Source organism: Undibacterium umbellatum, assembly GCF_014284125.1.
GTDB lineage: Bacteria > Pseudomonadota > Gammaproteobacteria > Burkholderiales > Burkholderiaceae_D > Undibacterium > Undibacterium umbellatum.
Genome location: NZ_JACOFX010000002.1, coordinates 618,769 through 638,610, shown reverse-complemented (window position 1 = coordinate 638,610; position 19,842 = coordinate 618,769). Strand labels below are relative to the sequence as shown.

The following is a 19,842-nucleotide window of genomic DNA, read 5'->3' as shown; positions in this document are numbered from 1 at the left end:
ATGCATGGTCGCCTCAATCCAGATGACCTATGTAACGCAGTATCGAAGCATCTATATCGACCAGCGTGTCATGTATCTGTGCGATGACCTTGTGCCCCTCTTCTGCTCCATAGTGCTGCACGACCCGTGTTTCCAGCGTGGCGACCTCGCCGAGTTCAGCGATGGTATTGCCCATGGTGAAAGCATGCAGCCTGACTGGCCCGGCAAAGGTGGCGAAGCAAAATAAAGGGCTGCCAGCAGTCGCCACACCAAGTTGCTGCAAGTTTTGCATGAGTTGCCCCATGCGGCCTGGCTGTGCTTGCAAATTGAGGTAATACAGATAAGGGGGCGGGGTTTCGCGCTCTATCGGGTCTATGCCGTCATTGACGCGGTTCAGCACAAAGCTTTCCATCTGCAAAACGCATTCCTGAAATTTCTCCAGCAATGGTGTGCTGTCGACGCCATACACATCATGCAAGACCTGGTCCAGTGAAGGCATACGGTCCATATCACCCAATTCATCCAACGGTAACATGATGTAGACATAATTTGCGGGACCAGCAACCGTGGCATAGGCCATCCAGCGCATGCGGCGGCTATGCTGCTGATAAGCAAATGCCACCTTGCCAGCCAGCTCTTTAAATTGCACATAGCGTTCGCGGCGCACAGACAAGCGCACGAAAAGACAGTAAGGGGTAGGAAACAACCATTGAGAATTCATTGTTCTTAACCAGCTGAGACGATGTAAAAAGTTTAACCGATCTACCAAGCAGGCGGCAATATGAATGCAGGCAAACAACACTTATTGATGGATAAAATAAATTATAAAGAAAACATGAAAAATCTGTTAATTTGCGTTAGAAATCATCGACAAAAAATTCAAGCGCGGGAATAATAGTCTTGTCAGGCAAGATATGCTTTTGAAGTTGGTATCAATATCTAAAATTCCTGCAGCAAACTGAGTTTGCTCGCGATTTTTCACATCCATTATATTTAACATTTTTTAACCATATGCATGCCCATCTTGTTTATATTGCCTCTTTGTGTGTATAGCAAGAAGTCGTAAAAGAACAGTGAGCGGAATATGCAGGCAGCGTTATCCCATTGCATGCAAGATTCAGCGTGTAGTAACGGACTGTGCCATGGTGCTAATGCACATGCCTGATGCTGATTATCCGGTTGACAGTCGACTACCGTCTTTGAGGAGGCATAGATGTCCAGTGAAGAAACAGCGCCGGGACCAGCCAGATTCCATCACATCATACCCGGCTTGATCTCTGAAATAGAAAGTCTGACCGAAGCCTTGCGTGGCTGGGCTGAACGCCGCCACATACCCGCGCGCACCGTCAATAGCATCATTCTCATGCTGGATGAATTGCTCACCAATGTCGTCATGCATGGTTATGGCGACGATGACAATGGCGAAATTGAAGTCACCGTGCTGACGATAGTGCATGGCGTAGAAGTGACCATCCGCGACAGCGCACGCGCCTTTGATCCTTTTTCTATCGCCGAGCCAGATACAACACTCAGCGTAGATGAACGTGATATTGGTGGCCTTGGCGTCCATTTTGTCAGAAAGATGGCTGACAGCTTTGCCTACCGTCGCGATGGCGACGTCAATGAAGTCCGCTTTAGCAAGAGCTTCCCCTCCTGATTATTTTCAGCAAACAGAACACAGTCCATCGCTCACCGGATCAGAAAATGCACAGCAATACAACGCCAGTCAGCAACAATATCAACTTCTTCCGCAACTATAACCGTCTGGTCGGTTTCACCTATGTCGCCATTGTCTTGTTGACCATGGGTTTCTTCCTGTACCAAATACGACAAAAACATACGGAAGAAGTCAGGGTCATACAAGGCCATGTAGAACGTCATGGACAATTTATTGAATTCATCTTGCGCTCTTCACTCGATAGCCTGGAAGCCATGCGCATCACGGCGGCCAATTTCTACGACACTGCGCCATCAAGCTTGAGCGAAGCAGAAACGCATCCCGGACATTCACCGCTTTTCAAAAAACTCGAACAGAAAGAAAGCAATTTTGACCTCGATAAAGCACCAGAAAAAGATGTGACAGGTAATCTGAACGGTATTGGAAAATTGCAAGGTCGCACGCCAGAGTTTTATCTGGATCTGGAAATGGCTCTGAACCTGAATCAGGTATTCCAGGCCATCGCCTTCAATTTGCCGAATGCCAGTGAAAGCCGTTACATCTCGGTCGACAATTTTTCCAACACCTACCCCTGGATGGATGCAGCCAAACGTCCGCATAGTGAGCAAGTATATCAAAGCCAGGCATGGCTCATGGGCACACCAGAGAGAAATCCCACTGGCGAAAAATACTGGGCACCCGTGTACTACGGTGGCACGTCCAGTGGTTTACTCGTACCAACAGCAGCGCCGGTGTATCATAAAGGCCAGTTCCGTGGCGTGGTATCCATAGATACCAGCCTGGATTACCTCAATCGAATCAACAGTGATTTTGCTTACACGCCAGGCACAGCCTTCCTGGTTGATGCCTATGGCGAAGTAGTAGCTCACCCGGTAGCGTATGCCAATGCCCTTGAAGTACAAACTACACAAAAACTGGATAAAGTTATGCCAGCGGGCATACTTAAAGATGGCCGTCGCCTGGTCGACACAGCCGCCAATCAGGCCGTAGAAATTGGCGACTACCTCCTGATACGTCATCCCTTTATCTCGGCCCCCTGGCAATTGGTGTATGTCGTTCCCAAGAACCAGATCTGGAAAAATCTCTTATGGGAACGCGGCCCCATCATGTTGCTGGTGATACTGGGCCTGACGCTGTTGATGGTCGTCACTTATTATGTGACTACACGCGAATTCATTTCGCCTGCATCCAAGCTGGTGGCACATATCGCAAAAGAAAGCCAGTTCACCCCTGCCCCTATACCGGTAGTGCCCGGCACCTGGAAGCCCTGGTTTGAAACCATTTCGCAAGCATTCAAGGAAAGCCTGCAACTGGTGGGTATCAGGCAGGAGCTTGATATTGCGGCCAATATGCAGCTATCCATCCTGCCACGCCACTGGCCCAATGAAAAAGAGTTCTCCTTATGGGGCATCATGCGCTCAGCCAAGGAAGTGGGGGGTGACTTTTATGACCACTTCTCCCTTGGTAATGGCAAGATAGGTATAGTCGTGGCAGACGTGAGTGGCAAGGGAGTACCAGCAGCCCTGTTCGGCATGGTATCGAAAACCCTGATACGTGCCACTGCAACACGCAATGCCAGCGAACCTGGCGAGATCATTGCCATCGCCAATGACATACTGGCAGAAGACAATGATGAATGTATCTTCGTCACCACGTTCTACGCGGTGCTGGATCCTGCAACGGGCAGTTTTACGTATGTCAATGGCGGCCACCCGCCACCGCTGCTGGTACACATGGATGGCAGCACAGAATTTCTGCCTATGACGGGAGGCAGCGCACTTGGTATCATGGATGGCATACCATTCGCACAAAAAACAATACAGCTGCAAGCTGGTGACTATGTGCTGATGTACACCGATGGCGTAACCGAAGCTTTTAACCCGCAAAATGAAGAATACACGCCAGAACGCTTGCCACCATTATTTGAAAACCGTCCCATTACTGATGTCAATGAAGCCGTCAACCGGACCGTCGCCGATGTTGACCTCCACGCCAATGGCGCGCCTCAATCAGATGATATTACTTGCGTTGCACTACACTTTCATTTTTCAAAAACCAGTGTGGTCGATAATCAACCACAAGCAGATCAGCAGGCATCATGATGACCTCCAAATCCACCATCTTTAGCCTGGTATTGTGCAGCACCTTTTTTATGCTAAGCATGGGCGCGCAGGCGACCAGCCTGGCAGAAATCAAGCAGCGTGGCAAACTCATCGTTGGCGTCAAAAAAGACGTACTATTGTGGGGTTTCCAGGATAATGCCAGCGGCAAGATCGTCGGCATGGAACCTGATCTTGCTCAAAGTATCGCCAATGACCTGGGCGTAAAACTGGAACTGGTAGGCGTTTTGACGGCTGAACGGATTGATGCAGTCAAGCATGGCCAGGTCGATATCCTGATTGCCACCCTGACAGATACGCTGGAAAGGCAAAAAGAACTTAACCTGATCACACCCCATTACTACAGTTCTGGCGTCAATCTGCTGACGCGCAAAACCGAGAACTTCAAGGAATGGACTGACTTGAAAAACCGCCGCGTATGCAGTCGTCGTGGCGCATTCTATAATCGTCAGGTGACGGTAACTTATGGCGCTGACGTAGTTGCGCTGTATTCGAATGACAGGTCTAAACAAGCATTGCGCGATGGTCGCTGTGCTGCCCTGGTGTATGACGATATGTCTATCGCCGCCATGTTGCGGGCGCCAGAATGGGCCAATGATTTTGTCATGCCCATGACAACCATCTTTACCTCGCCCTGGTCGATTGCCATCGCACCGACAGAACGCGGTGGCGAGCTTGAAAAATACCTTTCAAAAACCATTATCAACTGGCACAGGAGTGGGTATTTGCAACAAGTCGAAAAATCATGGGCTATACCACCTTCACGCTTCCTCAATGACAAGCATAAGATCTGGAACAAAAAAGTCGATAATAAATGGTTGTGTGGCGACAGTATCAGCCCAAGTACACCGAAAGAATGCTTGTGAAAGAAAATTTGCCAGTACCTATCCGTGACAATCATCAAATCACTGAGGCGATGACGGATCTGTATGACCGCTATTACACCAGCCACGAGTACGAAAAGCGTTATCCCAAGCCGAATCAAAGCACACTGCATTTTCTGTTTGAGAACGGCGCAAAAGAAGCAAGAGACATTCTCGATTTTGGTTGTGGCAATGGCCGCTATGCACTACCCCTGCTACAACAGACCGATGCAAGGCTGACGGCATATGATATTTCCCATGCGGCGATTGCCGAGCTGTCGCGCTTTTTGCAAGATCACCCCCATGCTGCACGCATACGCCTGTTCGATGGCGAAGCAGAAAAGCTCAATGCCCAGGGCGACTATGACATGATCATGTTAATGTTCGGTGTCCTCAGCCATATCGGTGATCATTCAGCCAGGATAGCCACGCTCAGGCAATTGCGCGGCTTGATACGTCCAGAAGGAAAACTCGTTCTCAGCGTCCCCTGCATCTTTCGGCGTCGCCCCTTTGAACTGTTCACTGCGTACTGGCAACGTGTGACCGGAAAGGCGCGCGATACGCAAAAAGAGCCTGGTAATATTTTCTTCACCCGCAACATAGACAAGCAGGCTCACCAGTTTTTCTATCATCTGTATTCTGTCGCTGGCTTGCGTGCAGAGTTGCAGGAGGCAGGTTTCACGATCACCGCCCTGGCGCCAGAAAGCCTGCTGCCAGAATGGATGATTACCCAGTCAGATTTACTGGGTAAGCTGGATGAGGCCCTGCTACCCTTGCTGCCGGCTACTCTGGGTTATGGCATACGCGCTGTTGCTGTGCCGGTATAAACGTGAATCAAAAACCATGAAGTATTCAAGAATAAAATCATATTGCAGCCGGACTCTTTTGTTTTTGTTCATGAGTTTCTTCATGACTGCTGCACAGGCACAAACAGTAAAAACCCCGGCTGCCAGTGAAAGGCTAGCGTTGATACATGAGCGCGGTGCCATCATCGTCGGCGTCAAAACTGACTACCCACCTTTTGGCATGCTTGATGCCAACGGTATGCCTGAAGGTTTCGAACATGATCTGGCGGCCGATATCGCCAAACGCCTGGGTGTCCAACTGCGAAAAGTCAGTGTCACCGGCAGCAACCGCCTGCAAAAATTGCAGGAAGGTGTGATAGACCTGGTTCTTGCCACGACTGGAGACACGGCAGAACGCCGCCAGATCGTGACCATGATAGAACCCAATTATTATGCATCCGGCGTCACCCTGTTCATGCCGCCGACGGCAAATATCAAGGACTGGGCAGACACCCGTGGCCAGCTAGTGTGTGCCACCCAGGGCTCTTACTTCAACCGCCTCATGCAACAACGCTACCTGATGGAATTGCAGATGTATAACAATGCCAGGGATGCCAAACTGGCTGTCAAGGACGGGCGCTGCATAGGTTATCTGTTCGACAATACCGCCGTCATTAATGACCTGGCAAATCCAGAATGGAAGGGTTATAAAGCGCCATTGCCACCAACCTTGAATACACCTTGGGCGATGGCCATCAGCAAGAGTGAAAAAGGCACGGAATTTGAAAAAAAACTCGGCGATATCGTCGCCGACTGGCATCGCAATGGCTTTTTATTGGAGAGAGAAAAAGCGTGGAATATTCCTTCATCCAAATTCCTGGCAGATACCAGCACCTTGTGGCAGAAGGATGATGCCGACGGCGCAGCTTATTGCCGACGCTTGGCAGACGGTAGCTGGCGCGCAGAATGCCGCAATCCGGTTTTCCTGACATCGACAGATGTGGGTGGTCTGGCGCAACTTGGTTTATGGCTCAATGAAACCACTGGTATCAACCTGACACTCGTATATGACAGCTTTGACCGCCGCCAGTTCTTTTTTGGTTTGCTGGTGACGCTGGTGCTGACCATCTTGTGCATCACTTGCAGTCTCTTGCTGGGCTGGGCGGGCGCGGTGTTTGCAGAGTCGAGAACATGGTTTTTGTCGGCCACCGCACGCTTGCTGGGAACGGTAAGCCGCATGACGCCGCCGCTGCTGTGCATGTATCTGTTGTTGTTTGGTGTAGGTGCCATACTCAGTGAATCTGCTGGCATAGCACTGCCAGCGTTTGGCGTGGTGGTGTTTTGCCTCAGTGTGTATACCGGTGCGGGTGTCATGACCGCCTTGCTGGATGCAGCTAGCGCCTACCGTTTACAGCATGGCGAATTCCGCCTACACTTTGCCAATACTTCACAGATAGCCAGGCTGGCCAGCGGCTCAGTCACGGCTTCTCTCATCAACGTCTCCAAAGCCACCATGATGGCGTCTGCCGTTGCCGTACCTGAATTGTTGTCGGCCACCACTTCCATCATCAACGAACGCGGCAATGTCGGCGTCATGATGAATGCCCTGCTCTTGACCTTCTTATTGATCATCTTTGCCGTCGTACGTGTTATACGCCAGCTCGAACAAAAAATCCTGGCGAGGGTCGCATGATGGAAACCACAGAAATCTTCCAGCACTTGCTGACCTGGACACCGTACCTGCTGGGTGGCTTTGCCATGAATATCTGGATCTCCATCGTCGCCATGGTCATAGGTACTGGCATAGGCTGGGCGCTGGCGTCATTGAGATTATCAAGTCATCCGCGCCGCGTCAAAGCCAGCCTGGTAGCAACAGAATTTTCACGCAGCATTCCCACTATCGTCTTCCAATTTTACCTGGCCTTCATGCTGCCATCCGAGATCTTGCTGCCTTATTTCAAGACCATCATCAGCTTTCCGGTATGGATCAAGGCTGCGTTGGCTTTGGCGATCGCCGTCATCGGCTTCACCAGTGATAACCTTACGATAGCCATGGATGAATGGAAGAAGGGCAATCATCACACCGCCTTCCTGTTCATTCCCAGCTGGACCAGCTATGCGCTCATCATCGTCATGGCATCGAGCACCGCATCCATCATCGGTGTCAGCGAACTGGTCAGCCGCTGCAATACAGTCATCAATGCGACCGGTAACACGCGTTTGATGCTGCCGATTTATTTGTATGCCTGCCTGTTCTTTTTTTGTTTTTGTTATCCGCTGACTTTGTTGATGAGACGGATTTCACGGCAGTTGAAGTTGCGGTATGGGATGGAGAGTTGAGGTAGATATAGAGTGGGCTGGTGAACCGTTGCCCAGCGAGGCCCGGCCCAACCTACGAGAAACACACATTACATCCTCATTAAATCAACTCCAACTCAAATCCGTATGCGTCAACGGCAACTGCCTGACCCGCTTGCCTGTCGCCGCAAAAATCGCATTGCAGATAGCTGGTGCCACCGGCGGAAAGGCGGGCTCACCCAGCCCCGTCACAGGAAAATCCGTCTTCAGGAAGTGGGCCTCCACCTTGGTATAACCATCCTTGATGCGCAGCAAGGAGTATTCATTAAAATTACCCTGCACAACGCGACCACGCTGAATATCAAGCTCAGGATACATCAAGGTACTGATGCCATCCAAAACTGATCCCTGTACCTGATGTTCTGCACCGCTAAGGTTGACGATCTGCGAACCGATATCGGTGACCACGACCACTCTGTCAACCTTGAGCTCACCCTGCTTGCTGACCGTGACTTCAGCCACCTCGGCAATATAACCACGATGACTGAAATGGAAAGCGATGCCCTGCCCCTGCCCACGCGGGAACTTCTTTTTACCCCAGTCTGCTCTGGTAGCAGCTTCCTGTAACACACGCTTCATGCGGCCAACATGATAGGGCTGGCCGCGCTCACCTGTGCCTGGCACGATTTCTTTATCGCCAAGGATATCAAGGCGGAACTGTAAAGGGTCACGCCCTGCTGCATGTGCCAGCTCATCAATAAAGCTATGGAACACCCATGCAAACACATTGCTGCCCGGTGCTCGCCATGGGCCCATGGGAATATTGCACTCCATCAGCGTCTGCTCCAGCAGGCAATTGTCCAGCCACCGACCGGGGAATTCATCGCCTGACAAACTGGCACCACTGCCCGCCTGCAATTGCGGCTTGCCATCTCTTGTAACCTTATTACCAAAGCTTACGAAGTGATTATGCCAGGCGCTGAGCTTGCCCTTGTCATCCACTGCACCGCGCAAGAAATGAAAGCCACCTGCGCGGAAATGATCATGCCGCATATCATCTTCACGCGACCAAGTCAGTTTGACAGGCGCATTGACGCGTTTGGCAATCGCTGCTGCCTCGACGATAAAGTCCGAACTCAAGCGACGGCCAAAGCCGCCGCCACTGCGAATGATGTGCAGCTTGATTTTATCCTTGGGCATGGCCAGGACTTCAGCGACCAGATTCTGGCCAGACTCAGGCAACTGGGTTGGTGCCCAGATTTCCAGGCTGCTGTCTTTGGCATTGTAGGCTGCCGTGCAATTCTGTGGCTCCATGCTGGCATGCGAGATGAAAGCGTAAGTGTAGGCAGCTTCCACCGTCTTGGCGGCTTTGCCCATGGCGGCTGCAACATCACCATCCTTGCGCAAAGTAGTAGTGCCTGACTGGGTAGAAAGTTTTTTTGCTTGCTCAGCAAAACCGGCCCAGCTTTCAGTAGCGCCCTTGCCCTCGTCCCACTTGATATCCAGCTGCTTGCGGGCGCTAAAAGCGGCCCAGGTGGTCTCGGCAATAATCGCGACACCAGGCATGAGGCCGCGCAGATTGTCCGTGCCTTCAATGACAAAGGCATCTTTGACGCCTGGCAGGGTCTTGATATGGTCGAGATTGGCGCTGACCACCTTGCCACCAAAAACCGGGCATTTTTCATACACGGCATACAACATGCCGGGCAATTTCACATCAATGCCAAACAGCGGTTTGCCACTGACGATGGATGGATTATCAACGCCGCCTACGCGCGTACCCAGCAGCTTGAATTGCGCTGGGTCTTTGAGTTTGACATCCTTGACATCTGGCACAGGCAATGTGGCAGCCTTGGCAGCCAGCGCTGCGTATGTCAGTTTGCGATTGCTGGCCGCATGGTGTATAGCACTCTCAGCCGCATGGCATTCAGAAGCTGGCACATCCCAGGTCTGCGCAGCGGCACTAAGGAGCATGGTGCGCGCCGTAGCACCCAGGCGACGGAATTCATTGTAATTGGTTGGCGTGGAAGTCGAACCACCAGCGCCCTGGCTGCCGTAGGCAGGATTAAGGTCACCCTGGATGACGCGCACATCTTTCCAGTTCACTTCCAGCTCTTCGGCTATCACCATAGGCAACGAAGTCTTGATGCCCTGCCCTATCTCTGGCTGTTTGGAAACCAGGGTCACCGTGCCGTCACTGCCTATGCGTATCAAGGCATGCGGGACAAAGTCTGCTGCATTAGTTGCTGAGGCAGCAGGTTTGCTGATCTGGGCCAGTGCACTGTCGCCAGCACCCAGGTAAGCCAATACCAGGCCACCTCCAGTAAATGCCGACATGCGCAAAAAGTCCCGGCGGGTCGGTGAGCTGACTTCTGCTGGCATTGCGCTGTTTATCTGCTTATTCATTTCGCCACCTTCTTCTTGCCATTCGCGAGCTCAGCCGCCCTGTGTATCCCTGCACGTATGCGTATATAGGCAGCACAGCGGCAAAGATTGCCGCCCATGGCGGAGTCGATGTCAGCATCAGTAGGATGGGGCTTGTCTCTCAACAAAGCCGCAGCAGACATGATCTGGCCAGCCTGGCAATAGCCGCATTGAGGAACATCCAGTTCTTGCCAGGCGGTTTGCAATGGGTGCGTGACCTTGGCATCCAGGCCTTCTATGGTAGTGACTTTCTGTTTACCCACGGCAGAAACCGGCACCATACAGGAACGAACAGGCGAACCATTGACATGTACAGTACAGGACCCGCACTGGCCTACACCGCAGCCATATTTGGTACCAACCAGGTTCAGGCTGTCGCGCAGCGCCCATAACAAAGGGGTATCGGGGGCGACATCTACGGCCTGCAACTGGCCGTTAATATTTAGGGTATGTTTACTCATGCTGAGTCCGATAAAGTTGAACAAGTCCAATCAGGCATGCAAGATTGTATGCTCTTTAAGAAAATCAGGTGAAGCGGTTTCAAATCAATACATGATGAGCGATTGTCATGTACAAAGGGATACCGAGCAAGATATTGAATGGAAAGGTCAAACCCAGTGACATCCCCAAATACAGTGCTGGCGAAGCTTCAGGAATAGCAAAGCGCAAAACCGCCGGCACCGCAATATAGGAGGCGCTGGCAGCAAGTACCATCAACAGCGCGGCATCCCCGGCAGGCAAACTGAACAAGGCCGCCAGGCCTAGCGCTATTCCAGCATGGACCAGCGGTGCCAGCAAGGAATAGGCAATCAGCAAGGGGGACTTTCCACGCAATTGTCCCAGGTTGCGTGCAGCCTTTAAACCCATATCAAGCAGAAAAAACGCCAGCATCCCTTTAAACAAATCGCCAGAAAATGGCTGCATCGAGGCCTTGCCTGCCTCACCGGAAAGTATGCCTACCAGCATGGCCCCCAACAACAGTAACTGCGCACCGTCGGTCAAGGACTCGTGCAGTATCTTGCCCAGTGTGGGTACAGTACCAGCCGCACCCACAGTCGTGTTGCGCTTGCGCACTGTATTTGCCACGATCACGGCAAACAGTATCGCTGGCGACTCCATCAGCGCCATTGCGGCCGCCATGTGGCCGCCGTAAGGCAAACCATGGGTATCCATGTACTGCACCGCCGTGATAAACGTGACCGCGCTGACAGAACCGTAAGTCGCCGCAACGGCAACCGCATCAAGCGCAGGCAAAATTCGCTTTAAGGCCAGGTAAGACAATGCGGGAACAATCAGCGCCAATGCGATAGCGCAACCCAGGCTGGTCACCAGTTGCAGGTTAAGGCCAGAATGCGCCAACGCAAAACCGCCCTTCAGACCCAGGGCCATGAGTAAATACAAGGACAGGAATTTGGCAATCTGTGAGGGAATCTCCAGGTTTGATTTCATCAAACCAGCCAGGATGCCAAAGATAAAAAAGAGGATGGCGGGGTCGAGTAAGCTCTGCATATCTGCCTTAAATAAATCGTTGGCAGGCATGGTAAGCGCAGGCCATCATAAGGTAAAATCAATTTTATCGAATATAATCATAGATAAAAACCTATGAACATTAGCTTTAGACAATTGCAGATCTTCATACGCCTGGCAGAATTGCGCAGCATCAGTGCTGTTGCACGCGCCTGTCACGTGACACAACCCACGGTGTCCATGCAACTGAAAGAAATGACAGACACCATAGGTATGCCCTTGTATGAAGTGATAGGCAAAAAACTGCACCTGACCAAAGCAGGCGAAGAATTGGCGAGCACCGCCCGCAACCTAGCACATGAATGGGGCAGCTTTGAACAACAAATCGCTGCCATGAAAGGCTTGACCGCGGGCAGCTTGCGGGTGGCCGTGGTCAGCACCGCGAAATACTTTATCCCGCGTATGCTGGGTGATTTCTGTAGGGAATTCCCGGAAATTGATATCGCGCTCGAAGTGCAAAACCGTGACGGCGTCGTCGAGCGTCTGAGAAACAATTTGGACGATATCTACATCATGTCCACGCCCCCTAAGGACATTGACGTCGTCAAACAAGTATTCTTGCCTAATCCACTGGTCGTGGTTGCTCACTTGCAGCATCCTTTGGCGGGAAAAAACAGGCTGCAATTTGCCCAGTTATTAAATGAGCGCTTTATCCTGCGTGAACGGGGCTCTGGCACCAGGCTGGCGTGCGAGCACTACTTTAGCGAGAATAAGATCACACCCCTGGTCAGACTGGAGCTAGGTAGCAACGAAGCGATCAAACAAGCGGTTGCAGCCGACATGGGGCTGACCATTCTGTCTCGCCATGCGCTGGGCGATCATTTGACAGATCAAAACTTGACCGTTCTGGACGTCCAGGATTTCCCCATCATGTCGAACTGGTATATCGTCCACCTGCGAGGCAAACGCCTGTCTCCCATTGCCAGCAATTTTCTTGGCTACTTGAGCCAGCACGCACAAGACAAGCTTTAATGATCAGATCAAGGCAAAATCAACAGCCCTGAATGCTGAAAAGAATTACGGTCACCACGACGATAACTACGATAGACATGTTTACCTTCCCCAGTCTTGCTACACATGGTGCAAGGCACGGCATGGTCAATCTCGCTAATACCGATTTGCTGCAAGGCACGTAGGGCCAATACGTTCAGGTCGACATGACGGTAACGCGGGTTGATGGCGCTGGCATCGAGATCAGGAAATTGCCGCACAAAATCCGCCGCCAGTTCTTCGCTGACCTCAAAACAGCAAGGTCCTATATGCGCACCGATGGCTGCCACCCAGTCTTGCGGCTGCTCACCTTGTGCCGCCAGTTCCTGCCATAAGGCCTGCACCACGCCGCCGACTATGCCGCGCCAGCCTGCATGGGCAGCGGCGATCATCTTGCCATCACGCCGCGCCAGCAAAACAGGCACGCAATCAGCGGTGATCACGGTTACGGGTATGCCTGGCAAGCGTATGTAAAAAGCATCTGCATCGCCACATTGCTGGGATTTTTCAGTCACTTCCACCACCCGGATGCCATGCACCTGCAACTTGTTAGGTACGGTGTCCCAATGCCCACTCAGGCTGGCCGGGACAAAGTCGCGTGCATTACCAAAGCCATGGCGTATGCCGGGGACGCTGGAAAGAATGTCGCTATGGTGTTCGCTATTGTGGCGATGGTGGCTGCGATGCAAGGCTGGCTCCGGTAATTTTGTTGAGAGCAAGATTTTAGCGACTTTCTTGTCCGGTATGTGCAACAGGTTTTACTTTTAAATACCCACTACTGTTTTTTAGGAACGGCTTTAGCCGCGAAGCTTTGATTCAGTCTCTGGCCTATTCAATGTTCGCGGCTTAAGCCGCTCCTAACGCGTCAATAGGAGCTTAGTGCTGGTGACCATTGACTACAACCGCCCCGGATCGGTGTCTAAATTCTGGTTTGCCAAGCAAGTCAGATCAAGCTGAGGCAGGAAGGCAAAGTGATCGATCGGCGTATTCTGGTCTAGGCGCTGATAGATTGACATACTTTGCTTGGACAAAGCAGCCCAGACACCCCACAAGCCAGAGTATCTTGACGGAAGATTATCACTAAGATAACATCGGTCCCAATTTTTAATATCGGTGCAGGCCAGCGTACCATCAAAAGCACCATTAACTTCTCCCCCCCCTCAAGGCCACTTCGTGACATCCCCATTTACACAAGCAAGACTCACTACCTGGCTATTTTGCCTGATCACTTCATTGCTGGTCGCTGCCTTCAACACCTTGGCCTGGCGCATGACCGGGTTTAATCTTTTTTCTTTCTCTTATATGGTGTTGTTGCCTATCGGCGCACTTGTCATGGGTTTTGCTGCCCTTAGTGGTTTTTACCTGGGAGCAACAAGGTTCCATTTCCAGCCCGGCCGCATTGATTTTGCCTTCTTGCTGATCGTCGCCGTCGCCTTTGCGGTGCAGATTTTTCTTGGTATCTACCTGTCCTTCTATTTCATGGGCAGCGTGCCAAATCCATCGCTGGATTCTTTCATGGAATTCATTTCACTCTACGTGACCAGGGTAAAGCACACCATGCATCTTGACAGGCACACCAGCGACTCCGTTGCAGCAGGTGGCGCGGGCTGGTATCTGCTGATGGTGCAAGTCATGGCTCTGTGCGCCGTAGCACGCACCATCTATGGAGCAACAGACAGACGCGGTAGTGCGCAGTGGGAATAGAAGTTTTGATAAAGAAACGGCTAGTAGTTTCGCGATAAACAATTGCTGTCTCTACTTTGCCGTCTCTTGAAGAAAAAATAGAGGCATTGAAATGCAAGAAAACTAGCTAGCTATGATTAGCTACCTGATTTTCCTATGCAGCCAAGATGCCTCAAAAGACCAGTAACATAATTTCCCCATGTGGGAATTATTTTATCAATCACTTCCGCATCCAATAACAAGCCTTCGTAATGAATGCGGTCATGAACATCTTTCAATTGTCCAAGATCTAAAGACCAAGTTATTTTTTTGGTTGACCGCTCCATTTTGAGTGTCTTTGAAGCTTCATCTAGTTCCGCTATCCATAATTTCCTTCTTCCGCCTGCTGTATAGAAAGTCGTGTGGTCTTCCTGCATTTGCTTTAGTGTATTCAAACTAAATTGGCAATATGGGCAACTCATAAAGTTTACTCCTCACTATTTTAATCGGACCAAAATCTCCACAGAATTATTCTAGATTTATCAGATGAATGCTGGCTAGGTCATATTTCTCTCTCAGTCCTATTAGCAGATGCCTGTTTAATAATTGTACTCCTTCCAAAAGACATCAACTGGTATTCGTCCCCCTCCACGTCACATTCCCGTTCAAGCATCCACAATTCCCATTGACATCCAGTTTTCAATACACTACTGTATTGAAAACAAAACCGATATGGAGACTGCTGATGATGGAGAGAATCTGGACGCGCAGCTATAGTGCCGGGGTGCCGGCGGATATTGATGTGGCGGCGTTGACTTCGATAGGCGAGTACTTTGAACAAGCCGTCAAGGCCTATGGCAAGCGCCGGGCCTTTATCAGTGGCAGCAGTGGCGTCAGCTATACCTATGATGAACTTGATCTGCTGTCGCGGCAGTTGGCCAGTTATTTCCAGAACCAGTTAAAATTGCCCAAGGGTGCACGCGTGGCATTGATGATGCCGAATGTGCTGCAATACCCGGTCTGCCTGATTGGCCTCTTGCGGGCTGGCTATGTGGTGGTGAATGTCAACCCCATGTACACACCGCGGGAGCTTGAACATCAGTTGAAGGATAGCGGTGCAGTTGCCATGATCGTGGTGGAGCTGTTTGCTCATACGCTGGAAAAGGTGATTGCCAATACCAGCGTCAAACATGTCATCGTCACTGGTCTGGCTGACATGATGCCGCCTGTGAAGCGCATGCTGGGTAATTTCCTGATACGCAAGGTCAAGAAAATGGTGCCGCCGTATAAACTGCCCGGGCATGCCAATTTTCTGGATGTGCTAGGACAGGGCAAGGCCAGTGACTACCGCAGCGTCAGGGTAGAACCCCATGAGCTGGCCTTCTTACAATATACAGGTGGCACGACGGGGGTCTCCAAGGGAGCAATGCTCAGTCACTTGAACATACTCGCCAATGCCAAACAGGGTGAGTTGTGGAGCGCACCTTTCATGGATAAGTCGCAAGAGATCATCAGCATCACAGCGATACCGCTTTACCATATCTTTGCCCTGGGCTCTTGCCTGAGCTTTGTTGGCCTGGGTGGCACCAATGTGCTGGTGGCTGATCCACGCAAGATACCTGAGTTTGTCAAGATACTGGCGAAGTATCCCTTTGTCTCTTTACCTGCGGTAAATACCTTGTTCAATGGTTTGTTGAATGACCCTGAGTTTTCCAAGATCGATTTCAGCCAGTTGCGCTTTGCCATAGGCGGCGGTGCAGCCGTGCAAAGGCCGGTGGCAGAACGCTGGCAGCAAGTGACCAACTCACCGCTGGTGGAAGGCTATGGCCTGACAGAATGCTCACCAACAGTAACAGTCAACCCGCTGGACATGAAAGAATACAGCGGCAGTATAGGTCTGCCATTGCCCTCGACCTATGTATCAATACGCAATGCCAGCGGCGAGGATGTGCCACCAGGTGAAGCTGGCGAACTATGCGTGCTTGGCCCGCAAGTCATGCAGGGTTACTGGCAACGCCCGGAAGAAACTGACAAGGTCATGACTGCCGATGGCTATCTGCGCACTGGCGATGTCGCCATCATGGATGAACGGGGTTTTCTGAAAATCGTCGACAGGATGAAAGACATGATCCTGGTGTCCGGTTTCAATGTCTACCCCAATGAAATTGAAGAAGTCGTCATGATGCACGCGGATGTCATGGAAGTGGCCGCTGTCGCCAAGGCCGATGCCCATGCCGGTGAAGTCGTGAAAATTTTTGTCGTCAAAAAGAACTCTGCCCTGAGCGAAGAAAGCTTGCTGGCACACTGTCGCCAGCATTTGACGGGCTATAAGATCCCCAAGGAAATACGCTTTGTCGCCGAACTGCCCAAGAGTAATGTGGGCAAGATATTGCGCCGTGAATTACGCAACCTGGACTGAGGAAAGATAATGACTGAACTTGTGGTCCGCCGTTTGCTGATCGACCTGGCCGCCCCTATACCTGCGCGCTGGAATGGAGGTGATGCCTTTCGCTCCGCATTCTTCAATGCCCTGTCGATGAGCTTCCCTGTGGGTGAGCAATACTTCATCGATTCTGTCAAGGCGGGTTTGAAGACCTTGCCGGATGCAGCCCGTGCAAAGCATGAACAGGAAGTGCGCGGCTTCATAGGTCAGGAGGCAACGCACAGGCGCATACACAGCTTGTTCAATGCGCATCTGGATAAGCTTGGCTTCCCCAACATCATAGAAAGGCGGGCACTGCGACGTCTGGAAAAGAATGCCCACCTCGATGTGCGTCTGCATCTGGCAGCTACGGCGGCGACCGAGCATTTCACCGACATCCTTGCCAACTGGATGCTGCGTCATCCATTTGCCTTGCAAGGCAGTGAAGACAGATTGAAAACCATGTGGCTATGGCATAGTGCGGAAGAATCTGAACATCGCTGCACCGCCTATGATATCTACCAGGCCGCAGGCGGTGACTACCCAAGGCGCATCAAGGTGTTTCGCTATATCACCATGATCTTCATGACGGATGTGCTGTACCAGACCATGCGCAATCTCTGGCATGATGGTGCGCTGTTCAAGCTTTCTACCTGGCGCAGTGCCTGGCGCTTCCTGTTTGGCAAGGATGGCATCATCAGCGCCAATCGCCAGGCCTGGCGCGACTATCTGGCTAAAGACTTTCATCCAGACCAGCATGATGCCAGCCTATCGCGGCAATGGCTGGCGGATAATGCGGGGCAATTTGCCGTGGTTGGCTGAAAGCGTCGAAGTAATAGCGAGCAAGCTTTGCATAAAACACTACTACAAAAACAGGTATGAAATTAAAATCCGTAACTCTGGTGACACTGGGCATTATCGCCGTCGCTGCTGGCACGCTGTATCTCAATCGCATCAATGTCTTACGCTATTCGCTGGGATGGTACACCGATATAAAACATCCGCGTGAATCTTACAGGCCAGTGCAGTGGATGGATGGTCCTGCTCAAACGGCTGGTACTACCCCACGCTTGCCAAATGTGATCATCATCCTGGCAGATGACCTGGGCATCAATGATGTCAGCACCAATGGTGGCGGCTATACCAAGTTAGGGGCGGCAACCCCGAATATTGATTCCATAGCCCGTGATGGCGTCAATTTTGTCGAAGGTTATTCTGGTGCCGCCGTCTGCACGGTATCACGCGCTGCCTTGATGACTGGTCGTTACCCCTGGCGCTTTGGAGTAGAGTTTACACCCCTGCCTGGTGCAATGGCCAGAGTAGTGGCGAAGCTCAATACAGAGGCAGACCAACTGCATCCCACCCTCCTGAATAGTGAAAGAATCCGGGAGATGAAAGACTTTGATGACCTGGGCATGCCTGCGTCTGAAGTCACCGTCGCTGAAATCCTGAAGCAGCGCGGTTACCACAATATCCATATAGGGAAATGGCACCTTGGCAGCACCAAAGACATGCGGCCAAACAATCAGGGCTTTGATGAAAGCCTGTTCATGGAAAGCGGGCTCTACCTGCCGCAAGACAGTGCTGACGTGGTCAATTCCAAACAGGATTTTGATCCCATCGATAAATTCCTGTGGCCCAACATGCGCTTTGGGGTCAGCTATAACGGCGGCAAATGGTTTGAGCCAAACAAGTACCTGACGGATTACTTTACCGATGAAGCCGTCGCTGCCATCAAGAAGAATAAGAACCGCCCTTTCTTCATGTACCTGGCACACTGGGGTGTACACACCCCGCTGCAAGCCAGCAAGGCAGATTATGATGCCCTGAGCGGCATCAAGGACCACCGCCAGCGTGTCTATGCTGCCATGGTGCGCTCGGTAGACCGCAGCGTAGGCAGGATACTGCAAACCCTGCGCGAACAAGGCCTGGATGAAAATACCCTGGTTATTTTTTCCAGTGACAATGGCGCCCCCGGTTATCTAGGCCTGCCAGAAGTCAACCGCCCTTACCGTGGCTGGAAGTTGACCCATTTCCAGGGCGGACTGCGCGTGCCCTATATGGCAAAATGGCCAGGCCATATCACACCCGGTCAGCGCTATGCACAAGCGATTTCCAATATCGACATGCTACCCACCATCGCTGCCGCCACGGGTGCTGCACTACCTTCAACCCGTACTGTGGATGGTGTCAACCTCCTGCCATTTCTGGGGGGCCAGCCTGCCACACAAGCCCAGCGACCCCTGTACTGGCGCGACGGCGACTACCGCGCCGTGCTCCACCAGGGCTGGAAACTGATTTCATCCGAGCTACCCAAAAAAGACTGGCTTTTCAATCTGCAAGCCGACCCCACAGAAAAAGTCAACCTGGCGACCCTGCAACCAGAAAAATTACGTGAATTAAAACTCATGCTGCAAAACCACCACGCCAGCATGCCTGCATCGCTATGGCCCTCCCTGGTCGCCGCCCCCATCTACATAGACAAAACCCTGGACCAGGCGCGTGACAAGAACGACGAGTACACCTACTGGGCAAATTGAAAGCGGGCCTTAGTAATAAGGTCTTTTGAAGCGAATAGCGCAAGCTGTTCGCTTTTTTTTATGCGCAATTCATACGTCAATCAAGAGCACTGAAGGCCGGCTTGTTGCTGTTGCTGTTGCTGTTGCTGTTGCTGTTGCTGTTGCTGTTGCTGCTGCTGCTGCTGCTGTTGCTGTTGCTGTTGCTTTTGCTGTTGCTGTTGCTGTCGCTGTCGCTGTTGCTGTCGCTTTTGCTGTTGCTTTTGCTTTTGCTTTTGCTTTTGCTGTTGGGTTTGCCTTTGGGGTTGCGGTTCCCATGTGTAGCCGCCGTTTGTGTGGCACAGAAAATGGATCAGAAGAGCCGATGTCTGAGCGAAGCGAGTTTCGGATCTTCCCATTTTTTGTGCCGCACAAACGGGAACCCCGTAGGGGCGGCTACGCCTGGGTCGCCTTCTTTGGCTTACTTTTCTTGGCGAGTCAAGAAAAGTGAGTAGCCGCCGGTCTACCACCGGCCTGCGAACTCAATATACGATTGCCGGTACTTGAAAAATAATTCGCAAAATCACAAATTAATAAAT

At 51.6% G+C, this 19,842-nt stretch carries 18 protein-coding genes; 12 read left to right on the top strand and 6 right to left on the bottom strand.

Annotated elements, in window-relative coordinates:
- Window positions 1-13: 13 nt before the first annotated feature.
- Window positions 14-700 (bottom strand): hypothetical protein, encoded by a 687-nt coding sequence (locus H8L47_RS07280; RefSeq protein ID WP_186952815.1) that lies wholly within the window; start codon window positions 698-700, stop codon window positions 14-16.
- A gap of 492 nt (window positions 701-1,192) precedes the next feature.
- Between H8L47_RS07280 and H8L47_RS07275 the strand changes: the two genes are divergently transcribed.
- From H8L47_RS07275 to H8L47_RS07250, 6 genes are all read left to right on the top strand, one after another.
- Window positions 1,193-1,636, top strand: a complete 444-nt coding sequence (locus tag H8L47_RS07275) for an ATP-binding protein (protein WP_186952812.1) — start codon at window positions 1,193-1,195, stop codon at window positions 1,634-1,636.
- 47 nt (window positions 1,637-1,683) lie between these two features.
- Complete coding sequence (locus tag H8L47_RS07270) at window positions 1,684-3,759, top strand: SpoIIE family protein phosphatase (RefSeq protein ID WP_186952809.1); 2,076 nt, start codon at window positions 1,684-1,686, stop codon at window positions 3,757-3,759.
- Window positions 3,756-4,643 carry a transporter substrate-binding domain-containing protein gene (locus tag H8L47_RS07265; protein ID WP_186952806.1) on the top strand — a complete coding sequence of 296 codons (888 nt, stop codon included), beginning with the start codon at window positions 3,756-3,758 and terminating at the stop codon, window positions 4,641-4,643. Before H8L47_RS07270 ends, H8L47_RS07265 begins: the two co-directional genes overlap by 4 nt.
- Complete coding sequence (locus tag H8L47_RS07260) at window positions 4,640-5,467, top strand: class I SAM-dependent methyltransferase (RefSeq protein ID WP_186952805.1); 828 nt, start codon at window positions 4,640-4,642, stop codon at window positions 5,465-5,467. Before H8L47_RS07265 ends, H8L47_RS07260 begins: the two co-directional genes overlap by 4 nt.
- 82 nt (window positions 5,468-5,549) lie before the next feature.
- Window positions 5,550-7,118 carry a transporter substrate-binding domain-containing protein gene (locus H8L47_RS07255; RefSeq protein WP_186952802.1) on the top strand — a complete coding sequence of 523 codons (1,569 nt, stop codon included), beginning with the start codon at window positions 5,550-5,552 and terminating at the stop codon, window positions 7,116-7,118.
- Window positions 7,118-7,765, top strand: a complete 648-nt coding sequence (locus tag H8L47_RS07250) for a polar amino acid ABC transporter permease (protein ID WP_186952799.1) — start codon at window positions 7,118-7,120, stop codon at window positions 7,763-7,765. Before H8L47_RS07255 ends, H8L47_RS07250 begins: the two co-directional genes overlap by 1 nt.
- Window positions 7,766-7,849: 84 nt before the next feature.
- On the opposite strand, the gene H8L47_RS07245 is transcribed toward H8L47_RS07250, so the two are convergent.
- From H8L47_RS07245 to H8L47_RS07235, 3 genes are all read right to left on the bottom strand, one after another.
- The gene (locus H8L47_RS07245; protein ID WP_230413630.1) at window positions 7,850-10,129 is read right to left on the bottom strand and encodes a xanthine dehydrogenase family protein molybdopterin-binding subunit; all 2,280 of its coding nucleotides are present in this window, start codon (window positions 10,127-10,129) and stop codon (window positions 7,850-7,852) included.
- Entirely contained in the window at window positions 10,126-10,608 is a 483-nt protein-coding gene (locus H8L47_RS07240; RefSeq protein WP_186952797.1) for a (2Fe-2S)-binding protein, read from the bottom strand. The genes H8L47_RS07245 and H8L47_RS07240 overlap by 4 nt, the downstream gene beginning before the upstream one ends.
- 79 nt (window positions 10,609-10,687) lie before the next feature.
- On the bottom strand, window positions 10,688-11,656 hold the full coding sequence (locus tag H8L47_RS07235; protein WP_186952794.1) for a sodium-dependent bicarbonate transport family permease: 969 nt from the start codon (window positions 11,654-11,656) through the stop codon (window positions 10,688-10,690).
- Between the two features lie 93 nt (window positions 11,657-11,749).
- On the opposite strand from H8L47_RS07235, the gene H8L47_RS07230 reads away from it, so the two are divergent.
- Window positions 11,750-12,646 (top strand): LysR family transcriptional regulator, encoded by an 897-nt coding sequence (locus H8L47_RS07230; protein WP_186952791.1) that lies wholly within the window; start codon window positions 11,750-11,752, stop codon window positions 12,644-12,646.
- An 8-nt stretch (window positions 12,647-12,654) separates the two neighbouring features.
- Here the strand turns inward: H8L47_RS07230 and H8L47_RS07225 are convergent, their stop codons facing one another.
- The gene (locus H8L47_RS07225; RefSeq protein ID WP_186952788.1) at window positions 12,655-13,353 is read right to left on the bottom strand and encodes a polyphenol oxidase family protein; all 699 of its coding nucleotides are present in this window, start codon (window positions 13,351-13,353) and stop codon (window positions 12,655-12,657) included.
- A 484-nt stretch (window positions 13,354-13,837) separates the two neighbouring features.
- Here H8L47_RS07225 and H8L47_RS07220 point away from each other — a divergent pair, with 484 nt between their 5' ends.
- Window positions 13,838-14,368 carry a hypothetical protein gene (locus H8L47_RS07220; RefSeq protein WP_186952785.1) on the top strand — a complete coding sequence of 177 codons (531 nt, stop codon included), beginning with the start codon at window positions 13,838-13,840 and terminating at the stop codon, window positions 14,366-14,368.
- Window positions 14,369-14,484: 116 nt separating this feature from the next.
- Here H8L47_RS07220 and H8L47_RS07215 read toward each other — a convergent pair whose 3' ends face one another.
- The gene (locus tag H8L47_RS07215; RefSeq protein ID WP_186952784.1) at window positions 14,485-14,808 is read right to left on the bottom strand and encodes a hypothetical protein; all 324 of its coding nucleotides are present in this window, start codon (window positions 14,806-14,808) and stop codon (window positions 14,485-14,487) included.
- A gap of 266 nt (window positions 14,809-15,074) precedes the next feature.
- Here H8L47_RS07215 and H8L47_RS07210 point away from each other — a divergent pair, with 266 nt between their 5' ends.
- The 4 genes from H8L47_RS07210 to H8L47_RS07195 are packed head-to-tail and all read left to right on the top strand — an operon-like array spanning window position 15,075 to window position 19,754.
- Complete coding sequence (locus H8L47_RS07210) at window positions 15,075-16,745, top strand: AMP-binding protein (RefSeq protein ID WP_186953105.1); 1,671 nt, start codon at window positions 15,075-15,077, stop codon at window positions 16,743-16,745.
- A gap of 9 nt (window positions 16,746-16,754) precedes the next feature.
- Window positions 16,755-17,570, top strand: coding sequence for a metal-dependent hydrolase (locus H8L47_RS07205; RefSeq protein ID WP_186952781.1), 816 nt, complete (start codon window positions 16,755-16,757; stop codon window positions 17,568-17,570).
- Window positions 17,571-17,626: 56 nt separating this feature from the next.
- Window positions 17,627-19,288, top strand: a complete 1,662-nt coding sequence (locus H8L47_RS07200) for a sulfatase-like hydrolase/transferase (RefSeq protein WP_186952778.1) — start codon at window positions 17,627-17,629, stop codon at window positions 19,286-19,288.
- 25 nt (window positions 19,289-19,313) lie between these two features.
- Window positions 19,314-19,754 (top strand): hypothetical protein, encoded by a 441-nt coding sequence (locus H8L47_RS07195; RefSeq protein ID WP_186952775.1) that lies wholly within the window; start codon window positions 19,314-19,316, stop codon window positions 19,752-19,754.
- Window positions 19,755-19,842: the final 88 nt, after the last annotated feature.